This window comes from Thiomonas bhubaneswarensis (assembly GCF_001418255.1).
GTDB lineage: Bacteria > Pseudomonadota > Gammaproteobacteria > Burkholderiales > Burkholderiaceae_C > Thiomonas > Thiomonas bhubaneswarensis.
Genome location: NZ_LIPV01000001.1, coordinates 379,723 through 395,991 on the forward strand (window position 1 = coordinate 379,723; position 16,269 = coordinate 395,991).

The following is a 16,269-nucleotide window of genomic DNA, read 5'->3' on the forward strand; positions in this document are numbered from 1 at the left end:
GGGTTGGAGCGACCTCGGCGGGCGAGGTTCAGCACGGCATGTCACAACGGACGATTGCGGTCGGAATCCGGCGCGCGGCGTTGCGGTGCTAGCAACACCCACGACAGCGGCACCCACAGCGCGGCCTGCAGGAACGGCGTCAACAGAAACGTCCAGCCGGGAAAACTGCCGCCCGCCCACATGCCCACCGCGAGCAGCAGCACCTGCGTGGCGATGAGCAGCGGCAGCAGATGCAGGGCTTGCTGCAGCGGCGGAAACCACAGCAGGCGCCGATGCAGACTGATGGCGAAATAACTTAGCACGGTGTAGGCCAGCGCATGCTGCCCCAGCACCGAACCCTGCTGCACATCCACCGCCAGCCCCAGCACGAAAGCCACCGCCATGCCCACGCGGCGCGGCTGATGCACATTCCAGAACACCAGGGTGAGCGCCACCAGATCGGGCATCCACGCCACACGCCCGAGGGGGAGAAAGTCGATCAGAAGCGCCGCCAGCAAGCTCAGGGCGATGAACCAGGGCTTGACCGGCAGCAGCAGCACTTCGCGCGCACCGCCGGCGGGCGCCCGCGCTGCGGGCATGGCGGCCTGATCGGACCGGCGACGACGCGGGAGCAGGGTCACTTGCCCCCCACCTCACGCGAGGCCGACGCCGCAGGCATGGCCGAGGCTGCGGCGGCGGGCTTCGCCTGCGACTTGCCTTTGTCGGTCGCGGGTGCGGCCACCAGCGGGGTGAGCGGCTTGAGCACAAGCACATGCCGCCCGCCTTCCACATCGGCAATGGGGGCGCACATCACCCGGGCGAAGGCAGTGTCGCGCTGGCGCGTCACCGACGTGACCCGCGCCACCCGCAGGCCCGCCGGATAGATGCCGTCGACGCCGCTGGTCACCAGCAGATCGCCCACCCGCACGTCCGCGGCGGCGGGCATCCAGCGCAACTCCATGCCGCCCTGGCCCATGCCCGGCTCGCCGTAGAGCACGCCGCGCTCGCCGGTGCGCTGGTTCTGCACCGGCACCACGGCGTCACGGTCGGTGATGAGGGTGACTTCGGCGCTCCACGGATAGTCGCGCGTCACCTGGCCGAGCAGGCCGGTCTCGTCGATCACGGGCGAGCCCAGTTCCACGCCTTGCAGGCTGCCCCGGTTGATCTGCACCGCACGACTGAACGGATCGCTGGCCTGCGCGCTGATCTGCGCCGCCACCGACTGCGGGGGCTGGCTTTGCTGCAATCGAAGCAGGGCGCGCAAGCGGTTGTTTTCCAGACGCAACTGCGCTTCGAGCTGGGCCTGCAGCGACAGGGCCACGTTGGCGCGCTGCAGGCGGCCGATCTCTGCCTGCGCCTTGGCCGGTGCTTCGAGATAGTCGCTCAGTTGCCGCACCCCGTTCACCGGGGTCTGGGCGATGCGCTGCAGGGGATAGATGACCACCGACAGCCCTTGCCGCAGCATGGGCGTGACCTTGAACCGCACGTCCAGCGCCATCAGCAGCACGGCCAGCGCGGCAAACAGCAGCAACCGCGTGAGCGCAGAAGGTCCCTGCCGGAAAAACGGCGGAGGAGAGCGCTCGAGAGTGCCGTAGGCCATGGGGTTGAGAGAAAACGCAGCGCCAGATCGGCTTGCAACAGAGCCCAAAACGGGGCCGCGCCGCAAGGCGTGCCCCGGAAAAGCCGTCGATTACTCCGACGTGAAAATGGTGCCCAGGCGATCCATGCGCTCCAGCGCCATGCCGCTGCCGCGGGCCACGCAGGTCAGCGGGTCTTCGGCCACCAGCACCGGCAGGCCGGTTTCCTCGGCCAGCAGGCGGTCGAGGTCGCGCAGCAGCGCGCCGCCGCCGGTGAGCATCATGCCGCGCTCGGCGATGTCGGCGCCGAGTTCGGGCGGGGTCTGCTCCAGCGCGTTCTTGACGGCCGAGACGATCTGGTTGAGCGGATCGGTCAGGGCTTCGAGAATTTCGTTGCTCGAAATGGTGAAGCTGCGCGGCACGCCTTCGCTGAGGTTGCGGCCCTTGACTTCCATTTCCTTGACTTCCGACCCGGGGAAGGCCGAGCCGATCTGCTTCTTGATCTGCTCGGCGGTGGGTTCGCCGATCAGCATGCCGTAATTGCGGCGGATGTAGTTGATGATGGCCTCGTCGAACTTGTCGCCACCCACGCGCACGCTGCCCTTGTAGACCGTGCCGCCCAGCGAGATGACGCCGACTTCGGTGGTGCCGCCGCCGATGTCCACGATCATCGACCCGGTGGCTTCGCTGACAGGCAGGCCGGCGCCGATGGCTGCGGCCATGGGCTCCTCGATGAGATAGACCTCGCTGGCGCCCGCGCCCAGGGCCGACTCGCGAATGGCGCGGCGCTCGACCTGGGTGGAGCCGCAGGGCACGCAGATGATGATGCGCGGACTCGGCCGAAACATCCGGGTGTCATGCGCCATCTTGATGAACTGCTTGAGCATCTGCTCGGTCACGGTGAAGTCGGCGATCACGCCGTCCTTCATCGGGCGGATGGCCTCGATATTGCCCGGCACCTTGCCGAGCATCTGCTTGGCTTCCTTGCCGACGGCCTGAATGGTCTTCTTGCCGCTGGGGCCACCCTCATGGCGGATGGCCACGACGGACGGCTCATCGAGCACGATGCCCTTGCCCCGCACATAGATCAGGGTGTTGGCAGTGCCGAGGTCGATGGCCAGGTCCGTCGAAAAATACTGACGAAAGGTTCGGAACATGGAATTTATGGACGCCTAGTGCGCGCCAGGCTTTCTGGTGGTGTGTGAATTAAGCAACAAACGGGCTTGATTTTTCTGTCAAATCCCGCGCGCCAAATCGGGGCATCATAACCCATGCATGCGCATAAAATGCCGTTTTCCGCATGCTTTCGCGGGGGAACTCCCCTGTTTTGCCCGCTTGCCGGGTGGCCTGTCATGCGCCCTCCGTGACCGCAGCCCCACCATGTCCCTCACCCTTCCCGATATCGACCGCCTGGCGCAACTCGCCCGGCTGGACCTGTCCGCCAGCGAACGCGAACACATGCTGACCGACCTGAATGCGTTTTTCGCCGTGGTCGAGCAGATGCGCGCCGTCGACACCGCAGGCGTCACCCCGCTGGCCCACCCGCTGTCAGCCGTGCAGGACATGCCCCTGCGCTTGCGCGACGACGTCGTGACCGAGGGCGACATCCGCGAACTGGCGCTGCGCAATGCGCCCGACGCGCAGGACGGCCTGTTTCTCGTGCCGAGGGTGGTCGAATGAGCGCCGCAGATCTCTCCTGCGCCGACCTGCGCACCCAGTCGGCAGCACTGGCCGCCCGCCAGGTCTCCAGCGTCGAACTCACCCGCGCGGCCTTGGCCCGCATCGAAGCCCATGCCGATCTGGGCGCCTTCCTGCACGTCGATGCCGAGGGCGCGCTGCAGGCTGCACAAGCCGCCGACGCCGCCCGCGCCGCGGGCGACACCCGGCCGCTGCTGGGCGTGCCCGTGGCGCACAAAGACGTGTTCGTCACCCGCAACATGCCTTCCACCGCCGGGTCGCGCATGCTCGCCGGTTATGTCAGCCCGTTCGATGCCACCGTGGTGGCGCGGCTGGGCGCAGGGGCCGACGACTTTGCGGGGGCCGACATGGTCACCCTGGGCAAGACCAATATGGACGAATTCGCCATGGGCTCGTCCAACGAGAACTCGGCCTACAAGCCGGTGCGCAACCCCTGGGACTCTGCGGCCATCCCCGGCGGCTCGTCGGGCGGCTCGGCCGCGGCGGTGGCCGCGCGGCTGGTGGCCGCTGCCACCGGCACCGACACCGGTGGCTCGATCCGCCAGCCTGCGGCCATGTGCGGCATCACGGGCATCAAGCCGACCTACGGCCTGTGCTCACGCTTTGGGATGATCGCCTTCGCTTCCAGCCTCGACCAGGCCGGGCCGATGGCGCAGACTGCATGGGACTGCGCCGCCCTGCTCACGGCGATGACCGGCTTCGATCCGCGCGACGCCACCAGCGTGCAGCGCCCCGTGCCCGACTATGTCGCCGCACTGGGTGAACCCCTGCCCGGCGCCACCGCCGCGAAGCCGCTCGCGGGGCTGCGCATCGGCCTGCCGAGCGAGTATTTCGGCGAAGGTCTGGCCGCCGAGGTCGAAGCCACCGTGCGCGCCGCTTTGCGGGAACTCGAACGCCTGGGCGCCAAGCTGGTGGATGTCTCGCTGCCGCTGACCCAGCTTTCCATTCCGGCCTACTACATCATCGCCCCGGCCGAGGCCAGTTCCAACCTGAGCCGCTTCGACGGCGTGCGCTTCGGCCATCGCGCGGCGCAGTACAAAGACCTGGCCGAGATGTACGGCAGGAGCCGCGCCGAGGGCTTCGGCCCCGAGGTCAAGCGCCGCATCATGATCGGCGCCTATGTGCTGTCGCACGGCTATTACGACGCCTACTACCTGCAGGCGCAAAAAATCCGCCGCCTCATCGCCGACGACTTCGCCCGCGCCTTCACCCAGTGCGACGTGATCGCGGGGCCGGTGTCGCCGACCGTGGCGTGGAACCTGGGCGACAAGGCCGACCCGCTGGCCAATTACCTGGCCGACATCTACACCCTCTCTGCAAGTCTGGCCGGCCTCCCCGGCATGAGCGTGCCCGCGGGCTTCGGCGCGGGCATCAACGCGCGCCGCCCCGTCGGCCTGCAACTCATCGGCCCGCATTTCGCCGAAGAGCGCCTGCTGCAGGTGGCGCATCAGTACCAGCAGGTCACCGACTGGCACCAGCGCAGCCCGGTCTGAGCACGGCCATGGATCTGCACACCTGGCTGACCTTCTTCGCGGCGAGCTGGCTCATCAGCCTCTCGCCGGGCGCGGGTGCGATTTCGTGCATGACCGCGGGCCTGCGCTTCGGCTGGCGTCTGGGGGTTTGGAACATCCTCGGCCTGCAGCTGGGCATCGCCGCCATTCTGGTGGTGGTCGCTGCCGGGCTGGGCGCGGTTCTGGCTGCGAGCGAAACCGCGTTCAGCATCATCAAGTGGTTCGGCGTGGCGTATCTGCTGTGGCTGGGCATCCAGCAATGGCGCGCCCCGGCGCACGGAATGGCTGAGGCCGATGGTCATGCCAAGAACACGGAACCGCCCACCCGCACCCAACTCGTGCTGCGCGGCTTTCTCATCAACGCCAGCAACCCCAAGGGGCTGGTGTTCATGCTCGCCGTGCTGCCGCAGTTCATCAACCCGGCCGAGCCGCAGTTGCATCAATACCTGCTGTGCGGGCTGTCGCTGTTCATCACCGATATCGTGGTGATGAACGCCTACACCCTGCTGGCCGCGCGCCTGCTCGTGACGCTGCGCTCGCCGCAGCACCAGCTCTGGCTGCAGCGCAGTTTCGGCACCCTCTTCATCGGCGCCGCGCTACTGCTCTCGGCGTTTCGCCGTTCAACGTAAGGAATCACACCATGTCATGGGAAGTGGTCATCGGGCTGGAAACCCACGTTCAGCTCTCCACCCAGTCCAAGATGTTTTCTAGCGCGTCCACCGCGTTCGGCGCCGCGCCCAACACCCAGGCCTGCGCCGTCGATCTGGCGCTGCCCGGCGTGCTGCCGGTGGCCAACCGCGCCGCGGTTGAGCGCGCCATTCGTCTGGGTCTGGCCTTGGGCGCCACCATCGCGCCGCGCTCGGTCTTCGCCCGCAAGAACTATTTCTACCCTGATCTGCCCAAGGGCTACCAGATCAGCCAGTATGAAATTCCCGTGGTGCAGGGCGGGGTGGTCGAGTTTCTGGTGGACGGCAAGCCGCACCGCCTGCGGCTCACCCGCGCCCACCTCGAAGAAGACGCGGGCAAGTCGCTGCACGAAGCCGGTCTGTTCGACCGCGCAGGCAACGCCGCCAGCGGCATCGACCTCAACCGCGCGGGCACGCCGCTGCTCGAAGTCGTCACCGAGCCCGACATGCGCAGCGCCCGCGAAGCCGCCGAATACGCCCGCGCGCTGCACGCGCTGGTGGTGTGGCTGGACATCTGCGATGGCAACCTGCAGGAAGGCTCGTTCCGCTGCGACGCCAACGTCTCGGTGCGCCGCCCAGGCGAGCCGCTGGGCACGCGCTGCGAGATCAAGAACCTCAACAGCTTTCGCTTTCTCGAAAAGGCCATCGAATTTGAAGTGCGCCGCCAGATCGAGCTCATCGAAGACGGCGGCAAGGTGGTGCAGGAAACCCGGCTGTTCGACCCTGACAAGGGCGAAACCCGCACCATGCGCACCAAGGAAGACGCGCACGACTACCGCTACTTCCCCGACCCCGACCTGCCGCCGCTGGTCATCTCGCCCGAGTGGATCGAGCGGGTGCGCGCCACCATGCCCGAGCTTCCCGGCCAGATGGCTGCGCGCTTCGTCGCGGCGCACGGTCTGAGCCTGGATGCCGCCGCGCAGATGACCCAGACCCGCGCCCACGCCGCTTACTTCGAGGCCTGCGTGGCCGCGTGCGCCGCGCCCAAACTCGCCGCCAACTGGATCATGGGCGAACTCGCCGCCCAGCTCAACCGCGACCAGTGCGACATCGGCGCCAGCCCCGTGAGCGCCGCGCAACTCGCCGCGCTCACCCGCAAGATCGACGACGGCACCCTGTCGAGCAAGACCGCCAAGGAAGTCTTCGGCGCGCTGTGGGCCGGTGAACAAGGCGGCGATGTCGAGGCCATCATCGACGCGCGCGGCCTGGCCCAGGTCAATGACAGCGCAGCCCTCCAGGCCGCGGTGGACGCCGTGCTGGCCGCCAACCCGAAGAACGTCGAGGAATACCGCGCCGGCAAGGACAAGGCGCTCAACGCCCTGGTCGGCCAGGTGATGAAGGCCACGGGCGGCCGCGCCAATCCGCAGCAGGTGGGCGACATGCTGCGACGGGCACTCGGCTGATTGAGGCGGGCCTGCCATGCGTTCGCGCGAGTTGCTCGACCAGCTGATGGCAGCCATCAATGGCGCGCACGATCTGGAATCGCTTGCCCGCCCACTTCTCTCGATGCTGCAACAGCAAAGCGGGGCCGAAAGTGTGTATGTGACGCTGATCGACCAGGAAAGCGGGGTGCAGCGCGTGCTGTTCTCGCACAACGGACGCGACACACTCATCCCCGAAGACATCGAGGTACCGTGGGATCAGACACTGTGCAAACGCGCGCTGGAGGAGGGCTTGAATCGCCCGGTCGAGGTCGACACCCATTGGCCCGATGCCACGCTGGCGCGGTCGATCGGCATCAAGACCTATTTTTCCCAACCCATCTACCGGGGTGACCGCAGCCCCGTGGGCACTCTATGCGCGGCGGACCGGCGCGTGATCGACCTCCCCGAGGCCACGCAGCGACTGATGCGCATGGCGGCTCTGCTGCTCACGCGCGAGTGGGAACACGAGCGGCTGCTGATCCAACTGCAACGCGAAAACGCCCTGCTGCAAAACGCAGCTCTGCTCGACCCGCTCACCCTCATCAGCAACCGCCGCGCCTTGATGGACGACCTGACCCGCGTTCTCGACAACGCCAGGCGCCTGGGTGCCGTGGTGCAACTGGCCTTCATCGACTTGGACGGTTTCAAAGACGTGAATGACCGCCACGGTCATGCCGCCGGCGACGAATTTCTGCGACTGGTCGCGCAGCGGCTTCAGCAGGGTTTGCGCAAGGGAGACGGCGTCGCACGGTATGGCGGCGACGAGTTCGTCGTGTACGGCATGTGCGGCGGCGAACACCAAGACGGCGCACGGCAGGCCTGGCAGCAAAGGCTGGAGCAGCTCACCCGCGGCACCTACGCGCTGGGCGAGGTCAGCATCGACTACCCAGGGGCCAGCGTAGGCGTGTCATGCTCGAAGCCGGACGATACCGCGCTCACCTTGCTCAAGCGCGCCGACGCGCATATGTACTTTGTGAAGACGTCGCGGCGAAACCGATCCGCGGCAGGTTGACTCGAGCCACGAGGCGCTTGCGGTTGCAGATCGCGCCGAACTCCTTCCTGAGTTTGACATCGTGCCGTGCACTCAACTCGATTGCATCTGCGCAGTCGAGTCGAGCCACTGCGCCGCCGCCTGGGTCAGGATGGCATTCACGCCGCCCTCGACGGTTACGGCGCGGTCGCGCAGGCGTTGCGCCAGATCGGCGGGCAACTTGCAGGTGAGTTGCACCAGCTTGGGTACGGCGTCTTTGGGTTTGGCCTCGGCCTTCGCGGCCATGGCTTTGGCGCCCTGGCCGAAGCGCTGCGGGATGCTGCCGGACTTCAGCTTGCCGTCGAGTTTCTTGGCAAGGTGTTTTTCAAGATCGGTCTTTTTCATGCTCATGGGGCGCCCCCGGTGGTCTGGACGCGCATTGTCCACCACCGCAGCCGAGGTGCGCGCTCAATGCAGCTTGATGCGCGGCTCGGTGGTGCGCGAGATCATGCGCGCCAGGGTCAGGAAGGCGGTCTTCCAGAAACCGTGCAGGGCGTGCAGATGCATGCGGTAGAGAAGCCAGTAGATGAAGCGGGCGAAATGTCCTTCGATGAACATGCTGCCCTTCGATAGACCACCCATGAGACTGCCGACAGTGCTGTGCTCGCCCAGCGACACCAACGAGCCGAAGTCGCGGTAGTGAAAGGTCAGCAACGGCTTGCCCTGCAATTGCCGCGCAATCTGGCGGGCGATGAGACTGGCCTGCTGGTGCGCGGCCTGGGCGCGCGGCGGCACATTGCCGTCATGTCCCTCCCAGACGCATGCGGCGCAGTCGCCCAGCGCGTAGATCGAGTCGTCGCGGCTGGTCTGCAGCGTGGGGCGCACGACGAGCTGGTTGATGCGGTTGGTCTCCAGACCGTCGATATCGCGCAGGAAATCCGGCGCCTTCACACCAGCTGCCCAGACCACCAGTTCAGCGGGAAGGAAGTCGCCATCGGCCGTGCGTACGCCCGTTGCGGTGACTTCGGTCACGCGCTTGCCGGTATGCATCTGCACGCCGAGCTTGGCGAGTTCACCCGCTGCCGCGGCCGACAGCCGCTCGGGCAGCGCAGGCAGGATGCGGGGCGCGGCCTCGACCAGGCTCAGGCGCACGTCGCGTTCGGGGTCGATGCGGTCGAGGCCATAGGCGGCCAGCACCCGGGTGGAGTTGTGCAGCTCGGCCACCAGTTCCACCCCGGTCGCCCCGGCGCCGATGGCCACGACCTTGAGCTGCTCCGGCCGCAGCGGGCCGCTCTGGGTGTTGGCGGCGATGCAGGCATTCACCAGGCGGCGGTGAAAGCGCCGGGCGTCTTCGGGCGTGTCGAGGGCAATGGCATGTTCGGCCGCGCCGGGCGTGCCGAAGTCGTTGTTCTGACTGCCCACAGCGATCACCAGCATGTCGTAGCCGATGCGGCGGCGGGGCACGATCTCGCGCCCGTCCTCGTCGAGCGTGGGGGCGACGAGCACTTCGCGGCGCTCGCGGTCGAGACCGTCCATCGCGCCGAGCCGGTACTTGAAATGGTGCCAGGTGGACTGGGCGAGGTAGTTCAGCTCGTTGTCGTCGATGCCCAGCGTGCCTGCGGCCGCCTGGTGCAGCAGCGGCTTCCAGAGATGACTGCGGCCCCTCTCGATCAGAGTGATGTCGGCCTGCCGCTGCCGTCCCAGCGTATCGCCCAGCCGGGTGGCCAGTTCCAATCCACCGGCGCCACCGCCGACGATGACGATGCGTGGCAGAGCAGAATCGGTGGACATCGGGGGCATGGCGATGGATCGTGAGTGCAATGGCCTTATTGGAGACCGCCCGGCGCCCGCGCGCAAGTGCGGACGCGACCACTAACATGCAGCCTCACGCCGCAGCCCGCAAGACCTAGCGCCCGCGCGGCCTCAACCTCCAAGCCTCACGATGAACGAGAAGTATGACGCCAGCGCGGTGGAAGCCGCCGCGCAAGCCCACTGGCAAGCCACCGACGCCTACCGCGTGCGCGAAGACAAACCGGGCGAGAAGTTCTACGCCTGCTCCATGCTGCCCTACCCCTCGGGCAAGCTGCACATGGGCCATGTGCGCAACTACACCATCAACGACATGCTCACCCGCCATCTGCGGATGAAGGGCATGAACGTGCTCATGCCCATGGGCTGGGACGCCTTCGGTCTGCCCGCCGAAAACGCGGCGATGAAAAACAGGGTGCCGCCGGCGAAGTGGACCTACGACAACATCGCTTATATGAAGCGGCAGATGCAGGCCATGGGCCTGGCCATCGACTGGAGCCGCGAGGTGGCGACCTGCTCACCCGACTACTACAAGTGGAACCAGTGGCTGTTTCTCAAGATGCTCGAAAAGGGCATCGCCGAGCGCCGCACCCAGGTGGTGAACTGGGACCCGGTCGATCAGACCGTGCTGGCGAACGAGCAGGTGATCGACGGGCGCGGCTGGCGCAGCGGCGCCGTGGTGGAAAAGCGCGAGATCCCTGGCTACTACCTCAAGATCACCGACTACGCTGAGGAGTTGCTCGCTGCCGTGGCCGATCCCGAGAACAAAAACTATCTCTCCGGCTGGCCCGAGCGGGTGCGGCTGATGCAGGAGAACTGGATCGGCAAGAGCGCCGGTGTGCGCTTCGCCTTCACCCACGACATCCGCGACGCGCAGGGCGCGCCGATCCAGGACGGGCGGATGTATGTGTTCACCACCCGGGCGGACACCATCATGGGCGTGACCTTCTGCGCCGTGGCGCCCGAGCACCCGCTGGCCGAACATGCGGCGCGCGACAACCCTCAGCTTGCCGCGTTCATCGCCTCCTGCAAGGCGGGCGGCACCACCGAGGCCGAGCTGGCGACCAAGGAGAAAGAGGGCATGCCCACGGGCCTGTCCGTCACCCACCCGCTCACCGGCGAGGCGGTGCCGGTGTGGGTGGGCAACTATGTGCTGATGAGCTACGGCGACGGCGCAGTGATGGGCGTGCCCGCGCACGACGAACGCGACTTCGCCTTTGCCAAAAAATATGGCCTGCCGATCAGGCAGGTCATCGCAGTCGAACGCGAGACTTTCTCCACCGCAGCCTGGGCCGACTGGTACGGCGACAAGCAGCGCGCCGTGTGCGTGAACTCGGGTGAGCTCGATGGCCTGCCTCACAAGGACGCGGTGGACGCCGTGGCCGCTCGGCTCGAAGCCCGCGGTCTGGGCGAGAAAAAGACCACCTGGCGCCTGCGCGACTGGGGCATTTCACGCCAGCGCTATTGGGGCACGCCGATTCCCATCATCCACTGCCCCGACTGCGGCACCGTGCCGGTGCCGGAAAAAGACCTGCCGGTCGTGCTGCCCGAAGACCTCATCCCCGACGGCAGCGGCAACCCGCTGCACAAGTGCGCCGCCTTCGTCGATGTGGCCTGTCCGCAGTGCGGCAAACCCGCCAAGCGCGAAACCGACACCATGGACACCTTCGTCGACTCAAGCTGGTACTTCATGCGCTACACCTGCGCCGACAACCACGACGCCATGGTCGACACCCGCACCGACTACTGGATGCCGATGGACCAGTACATCGGCGGCATCGAGCATGCCATTCTTCACCTGCTGTACGCGCGCTTCTGGACCAAGGTGATGCGCGACCTGGGGCTGGCCAAGGCCGACGAGCCGTTCACCCGCCTGCTCACCCAGGGCATGGTGCTCAACCACATCTACTCGCGCAAGACCGCACAGGGCGGCATCGAGTATTTCTGGCCGCACGAGGTCGAGAATGTGTTCGATGCGCAGGGCAAGATCGTCGGTGCCAAGCTCAAGGCCGACGGCTCGGCCGTGGACTACGGCGGCGTCGGCACCATGAGCAAGAGCAAGAACAACGGCGTCGATCCGCAAGACCTGATCGACCGCTTCGGCGCCGACACGGCCCGCCTGTTCACCATGTTCGCCGCCCCGCCCGAGGCCACGCTGGAGTGGAACGACGCCGCGGTGGAAGGCGCGCACCGCTTCCTCAAGCGGGTGTGGGCCTTCGGGCTGAAGCTGCACGGCCTTGCCGCGACGCCTGCGGATGCGAGCGACGCCTCACGCAAGCTGCGCCGCGAGGTGCACCTGACGCTGCAACAGGTGAATTTCGACTACGGCCGCATGCAATACAACACCGTGGTGTCGGGCGCGATGAAGCTGCTCAACGCCCTCGAAGACGCAGACGCTGCCGCCGTCGGCATGGCAGTCGCGCTGCGCGAGGGCTTCGGCATCCTGCTGCGCGTGCTCTATCCCGCCACGCCGCACATCGCCCATGCGCTCTGGGCCGAACTGGGCTTTGCCACCGAACATGGCGACCTGCTCGACGCCCCCTGGCCGCAGGTGGACGAATCCGCCCTCGTGCAGGACACCATCGAGCTGATGCTGCAGGTCAACGGCAAGCTGCGCGGGGCCATTCATGTGCCCGCGAGCGCCGACAAGGCCACGATCGAGGCCGCCGCGCTGGCCAGCGCCGACTTCGCCAAGTTCAGCGAAGGCAAGGCCGCGAAAAAAGTCATCGTGGTGCCCGGCCGACTGGTCAATGTGGTGGTCTGAATGAAGCGCCGCAGCGTCGTTGTTTTCCTTCCCCTGCTGGGCCTCAGCGCCTGCGGCTTTCATCTGCGCGGCTCGACCAATCTGTCGTTCAGCACGATGTATGTCGCTGGCGCCCAGACCTCGGCTTTAGTCATCGCCCTCAAGCGCCAGATCGCCGCGACCACGGCAACGCGCATCGCGCCCGATGCCAAGTCGGCGCAGGTGGTGTTCACCCTGCTCAGCGAAGCGCAGACGCAGACGCCGCAGGCCTACAACGCCGACGGCACGGTGGCGCAATACCTGCTGCGCTACACCGTGCGTTTTCAGCTCACCACGCCGCAGGGCCGGATGCTGATCGCCCCCACCGAGCTGAGCCAGACCAGCAATCTCAGCTACAACTCCAGCGCCACGCTGGCCAAGGCCAACGAATCCGATCTGCTCTACCGCGGCATGCGCGAGGAATTGATCAACCGTCTGATGTACCAGCTGGCCGCAGTGAAGGTGAACTGATGCAGCTTGCCGCAGACCAGCTCGACGCCCATCTCGCAGGCACGCTGCGCCCGCTTTACGCGGTGCATGGCGACGAGACCCTGCTGGTCAACGAAGCGGTGGACGCCATTCGCGCCCGCGCCCGGCAGCAGGGTTTCGACGAGCGCGAGAGCCACACCGTCGAACGTGGTTTCGACTGGAGCCACCTGCTCGCGGGCAGCCGCGAGATCAGCCTGTTCGGCGGACGCCGTCTCATCGAACTGCGCATTCCCGGCGGCAAGCCCGGGCGCGACGGCGGCGAGGCGCTTGCAGCGCTACCCCAACATCTGTCGGCCGACGTCATGGCCGTGGTGGTGCTGCCCAGGCTCGATACCGCCACGCAGAAATCCGCCTGGTTCACCGCGTTGGCGCAGCATGGCGTGGCGGTGCGGGTGGACAGCATCGAGCTGGCGCAACTGCCGCGCTGGATCGCCGCCCGCCTGCAGCGCCACGGCTTCACCCTGCCGCCGGGCGAGGCCGGGCGGGCGCTGACCGACTTTCTGGTGGCGCGCGTGGAAGGCAATCTGCTGGCCGCGCATCAGGAAATCGAAAAACTCGCGCTGCTCTGCCCACCCGGCCCGCTCGACCCCGACACCGTGGAGCAGGCCGTGTTGAACGTGGCGCGCTACAGCGTGTTCAAGCTCGGTGAAGCGGTGCTGGGCGGCGACGTCACCCGCCTGCGGCGCATGCTCGAAGGACTGCAGGCCGAGGGCGTGGCCCCGGTGCTGGTGCACTGGACGCTGGCCGACGACATCCGCGCCTGGCTGCGCATCCGCCAGGGGCTCGACGCCGGGCAGGCGCTGCCCGCGCTGCTGCGCGCCAACCGCATCTGGGGCGTGAAGGAAAAGCTGCTCGAGCGCGCGCTGCCTCGCCTGCGCACACCCGACCTGGAGCGCCTGCTGCAACTCGCGGCGCAATGCGATCTGGCGGTCAAGGGACTGCGCCCCGACTCCCTGCCGCGCGCGCCTTGGGACGCGCTGCAGGTGCTCGCCCTGTCCATGCTCGACGCCCTCTGGCCCTCTCCGCCAGCCGCGAGGCAGGGCCGAAGGCTGGTGCTGCGCCCGGAGTTCTGAACCTAGCCTCATCAGCCCGCGGCGGTGAACTCTGGCGCGCCGGGCGGCTCATAACACGGGCCGCCGGTTTCGCGGGGCGCCTCCATTCAAGTCGTTCAACACCATGCCCGTCTTTTCTTTTCTCCACGCCCAGGCCCGGCGGTCGACCCTGCTGCTCGGCGCCATCGGCCTCTCGGCCGCAGTCCTGTCGTCTGCGGCATTCGCGCAGACCGCACCCAGCTTCACCGCAGGGCCGGACGACTTGATGCGCGTGCTGCCCGCGCGCCTGCTGCCCGCCTTGCAGGCCGACTGTCACGGCATCAGGACCGTTGCGCCAGCCTGGCGCGCGCAGCTCGATGCCTCGGCGGCCCTGCTGGTCAGGCTCAATCAGGCCCAGGTGCCCGAGCAGCAGGCCGTCTTGCCCATGGCCATGCTCTGCCCTGCGCCCAGTCCACTCGCGACTGCGTGGAGCCGGGCTGCGGGACAGGCGAGCAATCTGGTCAAGCTCGACTTTCCCGGCGCGCCCGGAGAAGTCAGCGGTGCCAGCTTCCTCGGGCCGCAAGGCAGCCGGGTGCTGCTGGTCAATCGCAGCATGCAGCCCGTGCGCGTGAAACTGGGCAGCTGGGTGCCCAAGGACGCGCGGCTCGATCAATTCACCCAGGGTGATGCCGCGTCGAATCCACCGAAAATCGAGCACCTGCGCCGCCCTCTGGGCGCTGCTGACGAACAAGGTGTTCTACTGCCGCCGCTGTCGTTGAGCGTGATTGGCTGAAGGCCGAGGCAGCGGGCCAAGGAGCCTGTCGGGCTTGGGGCGCGGATGGCGAAAGAGGGGCCTGCGGATGCCATGTGGCGGCGGATTTGCAGCCCCATAGCGGGACTATGGGGCAAAAAGCCGCTGCCGCAGGGCGCCGCAGGGTCATTTTGCAGCCCGCGATCCTCAAGCCCGACAGGCTCCTAGTTCAGGGCTCATGCCGCCCAGCGACGCAGCTCGTCCAGACCGACCACGCCCGACCACGGCTGGCCGCAGGCACGTCCGGTAGCGGGCGCATCGGCGTCGCCCAGGCCATCGAGCCAGGCCAGGGCGCCGTCGAAGTTTTCGTGGTGGGTATAGGCACCCGTGGTGACCACGGTGCGCAAGCCCGCGCCGTGCGCGGCGCGCAGACCGTTGGTCGAATCCTCGAACGCCAGACATTGCTCGGGGCGCAAGGCCATGCGTTCGAGCACCCAGGTGTAGATGCCGGGATCGGGCTTTTTGCGCGGCACGGCGTCGCCCGCGCCCACGACCTCGAACCAGTCCATGCCACCGGCACCCAGCGTGGCGTGGATCAGGGCTTCGACATTGTCGGGCGTGGTGGTGGTGGCGATCGCCAACCGCACCCCGGCGCCGCGCGCCTGCTCCAGCACACGGCGCACGCCGGGGCGCAGGCCGATGCCGCCTTCGGCCACCAGGCGGACGTAATGCGCGGTCTTGCGGCGATGCAGCTCGGCGATGAGCCCGGCCGCGTCCGGCCCCTGTGCTGCCTGCGGATCGACCTCCTGCCAATAGGCCAGCATGCGCTCCTTGCCGCCCGTGATGGCGAGGAGGCGGCCGTAGGTGGGCACGTCCCAGTTCCAGTCCAGGCCGATGTCGGCGAAGGCCTGGTTGAAGGCAATGCGATGACCGTCGCGCTCGGTTTCGGCCAGGGTGCCATCGACGTCGAAAATCAGCGCGCGCAAATCGGTGGCGCTCATGCCGCTTCCTTCCACTTGATCGAGCAGCCGATGCTGGGGTATTGCTCGTCGGGGCCGATGCTGGTGGCGGCGATCTGCTTCATGGCCTCGAACAGGTCGCGGCGCACGTCGGGCGCGGCGGCCTGCTTGCGCGAGGCGTCGAGCTGGCCGCGGTATTGCAGCTTCAGATCGGTGTTGAAGCCGAAGAAATCGGGCGTGCAGACGGCCCCATAGGCTTTGGCCACATCCTGCGATTCGTCGTACAGGTAAGGAAAGCCAAAGCCGTGCCTGGCGGCGAACAGCTTCATGTTGTCGAACGAGTCCTCAGGGTAGGCGGACACGTCGTTGCTGCTGATCGCCACGGCATGCACGCCCAGGGCGCGCAGTTCGTCGGTATCGCGCTTGATGCGGTCGGCCACGGCCTGCACATAGGGGCAATGATTGCAGATGAACATGACCAGCGTGCCCTTGGGGCCGCGCACGTCGGCCAGGGTGTAGCTGCGCCCGTCGATGCCGGGCAGCGAAAAGTCGGGGGCGGCAAAGCCGCGTTGCAGGGGGTCGGCGGTAGCAGCCATCACGAAA

At 67.3% G+C, this 16,269-nt stretch carries 16 protein-coding genes; 9 read left to right on the forward strand and 7 right to left on the reverse strand.

What is annotated here, in order from left to right:
* Positions 1 to 41 precede the first annotated feature (41 nt).
* The 3 genes from mreD to ASC45_RS01855 form a co-directional block, all read right to left on the reverse strand.
* Positions 42 to 578: a rod shape-determining protein MreD gene (mreD, locus tag ASC45_RS01845; RefSeq protein WP_055449312.1), complete on the reverse strand. Its 537-nt coding sequence runs from the start codon at positions 576 to 578 to the stop codon at positions 42 to 44.
* A 38-nt stretch (positions 579 to 616) separates the two neighbouring features.
* Positions 617 to 1,579 carry a rod shape-determining protein MreC gene (gene mreC, locus ASC45_RS01850; protein WP_055449313.1) on the reverse strand — a complete coding sequence of 321 codons (963 nt, stop codon included), beginning with the start codon at positions 1,577 to 1,579 and terminating at the stop codon, positions 617 to 619.
* Between the two features lie 90 nt (positions 1,580 to 1,669).
* Entirely contained in the window at positions 1,670 to 2,713 is a 1,044-nt protein-coding gene (locus tag ASC45_RS01855; RefSeq protein ID WP_055449314.1) for a rod shape-determining protein, read from the reverse strand.
* 223 nt (positions 2,714 to 2,936) lie between these two features.
* On the opposite strand from ASC45_RS01855, the gene gatC reads away from it, so the two are divergent.
* The 5 genes from gatC to ASC45_RS16125 are packed head-to-tail and all read left to right on the forward strand — an operon-like array spanning position 2,937 to position 7,887.
* Positions 2,937 to 3,236, forward strand: coding sequence for an Asp-tRNA(Asn)/Glu-tRNA(Gln) amidotransferase subunit GatC (gene gatC, locus ASC45_RS01860; RefSeq protein ID WP_055449315.1), 300 nt, complete (start codon positions 2,937 to 2,939; stop codon positions 3,234 to 3,236).
* Positions 3,233 to 4,747, forward strand: a complete 1,515-nt coding sequence (gene gatA, locus ASC45_RS01865) for an Asp-tRNA(Asn)/Glu-tRNA(Gln) amidotransferase subunit GatA (RefSeq protein ID WP_055449316.1) — start codon at positions 3,233 to 3,235, stop codon at positions 4,745 to 4,747. The genes gatC and gatA overlap by 4 nt, the downstream gene beginning before the upstream one ends.
* An 8-nt stretch (positions 4,748 to 4,755) precedes the next feature.
* On the forward strand, positions 4,756 to 5,394 hold the full coding sequence (locus tag ASC45_RS01870; RefSeq protein ID WP_055449317.1) for a LysE family transporter: 639 nt from the start codon (positions 4,756 to 4,758) through the stop codon (positions 5,392 to 5,394).
* 11 nt (positions 5,395 to 5,405) lie between these two features.
* Positions 5,406 to 6,854: an Asp-tRNA(Asn)/Glu-tRNA(Gln) amidotransferase subunit GatB gene (gene gatB / locus ASC45_RS01875; protein WP_055449318.1), complete on the forward strand. Its 1,449-nt coding sequence runs from the start codon at positions 5,406 to 5,408 to the stop codon at positions 6,852 to 6,854.
* 16 nt (positions 6,855 to 6,870) lie between these two features.
* Entirely contained in the window at positions 6,871 to 7,887 is a 1,017-nt protein-coding gene (locus ASC45_RS16125; protein WP_055449319.1) for a GGDEF domain-containing protein, read from the forward strand.
* Positions 7,888 to 7,959: 72 nt separating this feature from the next.
* Here ASC45_RS16125 and ASC45_RS01885 read toward each other — a convergent pair whose 3' ends face one another.
* Entirely contained in the window at positions 7,960 to 8,256 is a 297-nt protein-coding gene (locus tag ASC45_RS01885; RefSeq protein ID WP_055449320.1) for a hypothetical protein, read from the reverse strand.
* 57 nt (positions 8,257 to 8,313) lie between these two features.
* Positions 8,314 to 9,636: an NAD(P)/FAD-dependent oxidoreductase gene (locus tag ASC45_RS01890; RefSeq protein ID WP_141655707.1), complete on the reverse strand. Its 1,323-nt coding sequence runs from the start codon at positions 9,634 to 9,636 to the stop codon at positions 8,314 to 8,316.
* Positions 9,637 to 9,787: 151 nt separating this feature from the next.
* Here ASC45_RS01890 and leuS point away from each other — a divergent pair, with 151 nt between their 5' ends.
* From leuS to ASC45_RS01910, 4 genes are all read left to right on the forward strand, one after another.
* Positions 9,788 to 12,418 carry a leucine--tRNA ligase gene (gene leuS, locus ASC45_RS01895; RefSeq protein ID WP_055449322.1) on the forward strand — a complete coding sequence of 877 codons (2,631 nt, stop codon included), beginning with the start codon at positions 9,788 to 9,790 and terminating at the stop codon, positions 12,416 to 12,418.
* The gene (locus ASC45_RS01900) at positions 12,419 to 12,907 is read left to right on the forward strand and encodes an LPS-assembly lipoprotein LptE (protein ID WP_055449323.1); all 489 of its coding nucleotides are present in this window, start codon (positions 12,419 to 12,421) and stop codon (positions 12,905 to 12,907) included. It abuts the gene before it with no gap.
* Positions 12,907 to 13,998 carry a DNA polymerase III subunit delta gene (holA, locus tag ASC45_RS01905; RefSeq protein ID WP_055449324.1) on the forward strand — a complete coding sequence of 364 codons (1,092 nt, stop codon included), beginning with the start codon at positions 12,907 to 12,909 and terminating at the stop codon, positions 13,996 to 13,998. Before ASC45_RS01900 ends, holA begins: the two co-directional genes overlap by 1 nt.
* Before the next feature lie 103 nt (positions 13,999 to 14,101).
* Positions 14,102 to 14,749 carry a hypothetical protein gene (locus ASC45_RS01910; protein WP_055449325.1) on the forward strand — a complete coding sequence of 216 codons (648 nt, stop codon included), beginning with the start codon at positions 14,102 to 14,104 and terminating at the stop codon, positions 14,747 to 14,749.
* A gap of 194 nt (positions 14,750 to 14,943) precedes the next feature.
* Here the strand turns inward: ASC45_RS01910 and ASC45_RS01915 are convergent, their stop codons facing one another.
* The gene (locus ASC45_RS01915; protein WP_055449326.1) at positions 14,944 to 15,708 is read right to left on the reverse strand and encodes an HAD family hydrolase; all 765 of its coding nucleotides are present in this window, start codon (positions 15,706 to 15,708) and stop codon (positions 14,944 to 14,946) included.
* Positions 15,705 to 16,262 carry a thioredoxin family protein gene (locus ASC45_RS01920; protein WP_055449327.1) on the reverse strand — a complete coding sequence of 186 codons (558 nt, stop codon included), beginning with the start codon at positions 16,260 to 16,262 and terminating at the stop codon, positions 15,705 to 15,707. Before ASC45_RS01920 ends, ASC45_RS01915 begins: the two co-directional genes overlap by 4 nt.
* Positions 16,263 to 16,269: the final 7 nt, after the last annotated feature.

What these genes read in the sequence shown, in the direction of transcription:
- ASC45_RS01910 (WP_055449325.1), top strand. Translation starts at nt 14,102, where the DNA reads ATGCCCGTCTTTTCTTTTCTCCACGCCCAGGCCCGGCGGTCGACCCTG.
- mreC (WP_055449313.1), bottom strand. Translation starts at nt 1,579, where the DNA reads ATGGCCTACGGCACTCTCGAGCGCTCTCCTCCGCCGTTTTTCCGGCAG.
- gatA (WP_055449316.1), top strand. Translation starts at nt 3,233, where the DNA reads ATGAGCGCCGCAGATCTCTCCTGCGCCGACCTGCGCACCCAGTCGGCA.
- ASC45_RS01890 (WP_141655707.1), bottom strand. Translation starts at nt 9,636, where the DNA reads ATGTCCACCGATTCTGCTCTGCCACGCATCGTCATCGTCGGCGGTGGC.
- gatC (WP_055449315.1), top strand. Translation starts at nt 2,937, where the DNA reads ATGTCCCTCACCCTTCCCGATATCGACCGCCTGGCGCAACTCGCCCGG.
- ASC45_RS01885 (WP_055449320.1), bottom strand. Translation starts at nt 8,256, where the DNA reads ATGAGCATGAAAAAGACCGATCTTGAAAAACACCTTGCCAAGAAACTC.
- ASC45_RS01855 (WP_055449314.1), bottom strand. Translation starts at nt 2,713, where the DNA reads ATGTTCCGAACCTTTCGTCAGTATTTTTCGACGGACCTGGCCATCGAC.
- holA (WP_055449324.1), top strand. Translation starts at nt 12,907, where the DNA reads ATGCAGCTTGCCGCAGACCAGCTCGACGCCCATCTCGCAGGCACGCTG.
- ASC45_RS01915 (WP_055449326.1), bottom strand. Translation starts at nt 15,708, where the DNA reads ATGAGCGCCACCGATTTGCGCGCGCTGATTTTCGACGTCGATGGCACC.
- ASC45_RS01900 (WP_055449323.1), top strand. Translation starts at nt 12,419, where the DNA reads ATGAAGCGCCGCAGCGTCGTTGTTTTCCTTCCCCTGCTGGGCCTCAGC.
- ASC45_RS01870 (WP_055449317.1), top strand. Translation starts at nt 4,756, where the DNA reads ATGGATCTGCACACCTGGCTGACCTTCTTCGCGGCGAGCTGGCTCATC.
- mreD (WP_055449312.1), bottom strand. Translation starts at nt 578, where the DNA reads ATGCCCGCAGCGCGGGCGCCCGCCGGCGGTGCGCGCGAAGTGCTGCTG.
- ASC45_RS16125 (WP_055449319.1), top strand. Translation starts at nt 6,871, where the DNA reads ATGCGTTCGCGCGAGTTGCTCGACCAGCTGATGGCAGCCATCAATGGC.
- gatB (WP_055449318.1), top strand. Translation starts at nt 5,406, where the DNA reads ATGTCATGGGAAGTGGTCATCGGGCTGGAAACCCACGTTCAGCTCTCC.
- ASC45_RS01920 (WP_055449327.1), bottom strand. Translation starts at nt 16,262, where the DNA reads ATGGCTGCTACCGCCGACCCCCTGCAACGCGGCTTTGCCGCCCCCGAC.
- leuS (WP_055449322.1), top strand. Translation starts at nt 9,788, where the DNA reads ATGAACGAGAAGTATGACGCCAGCGCGGTGGAAGCCGCCGCGCAAGCC.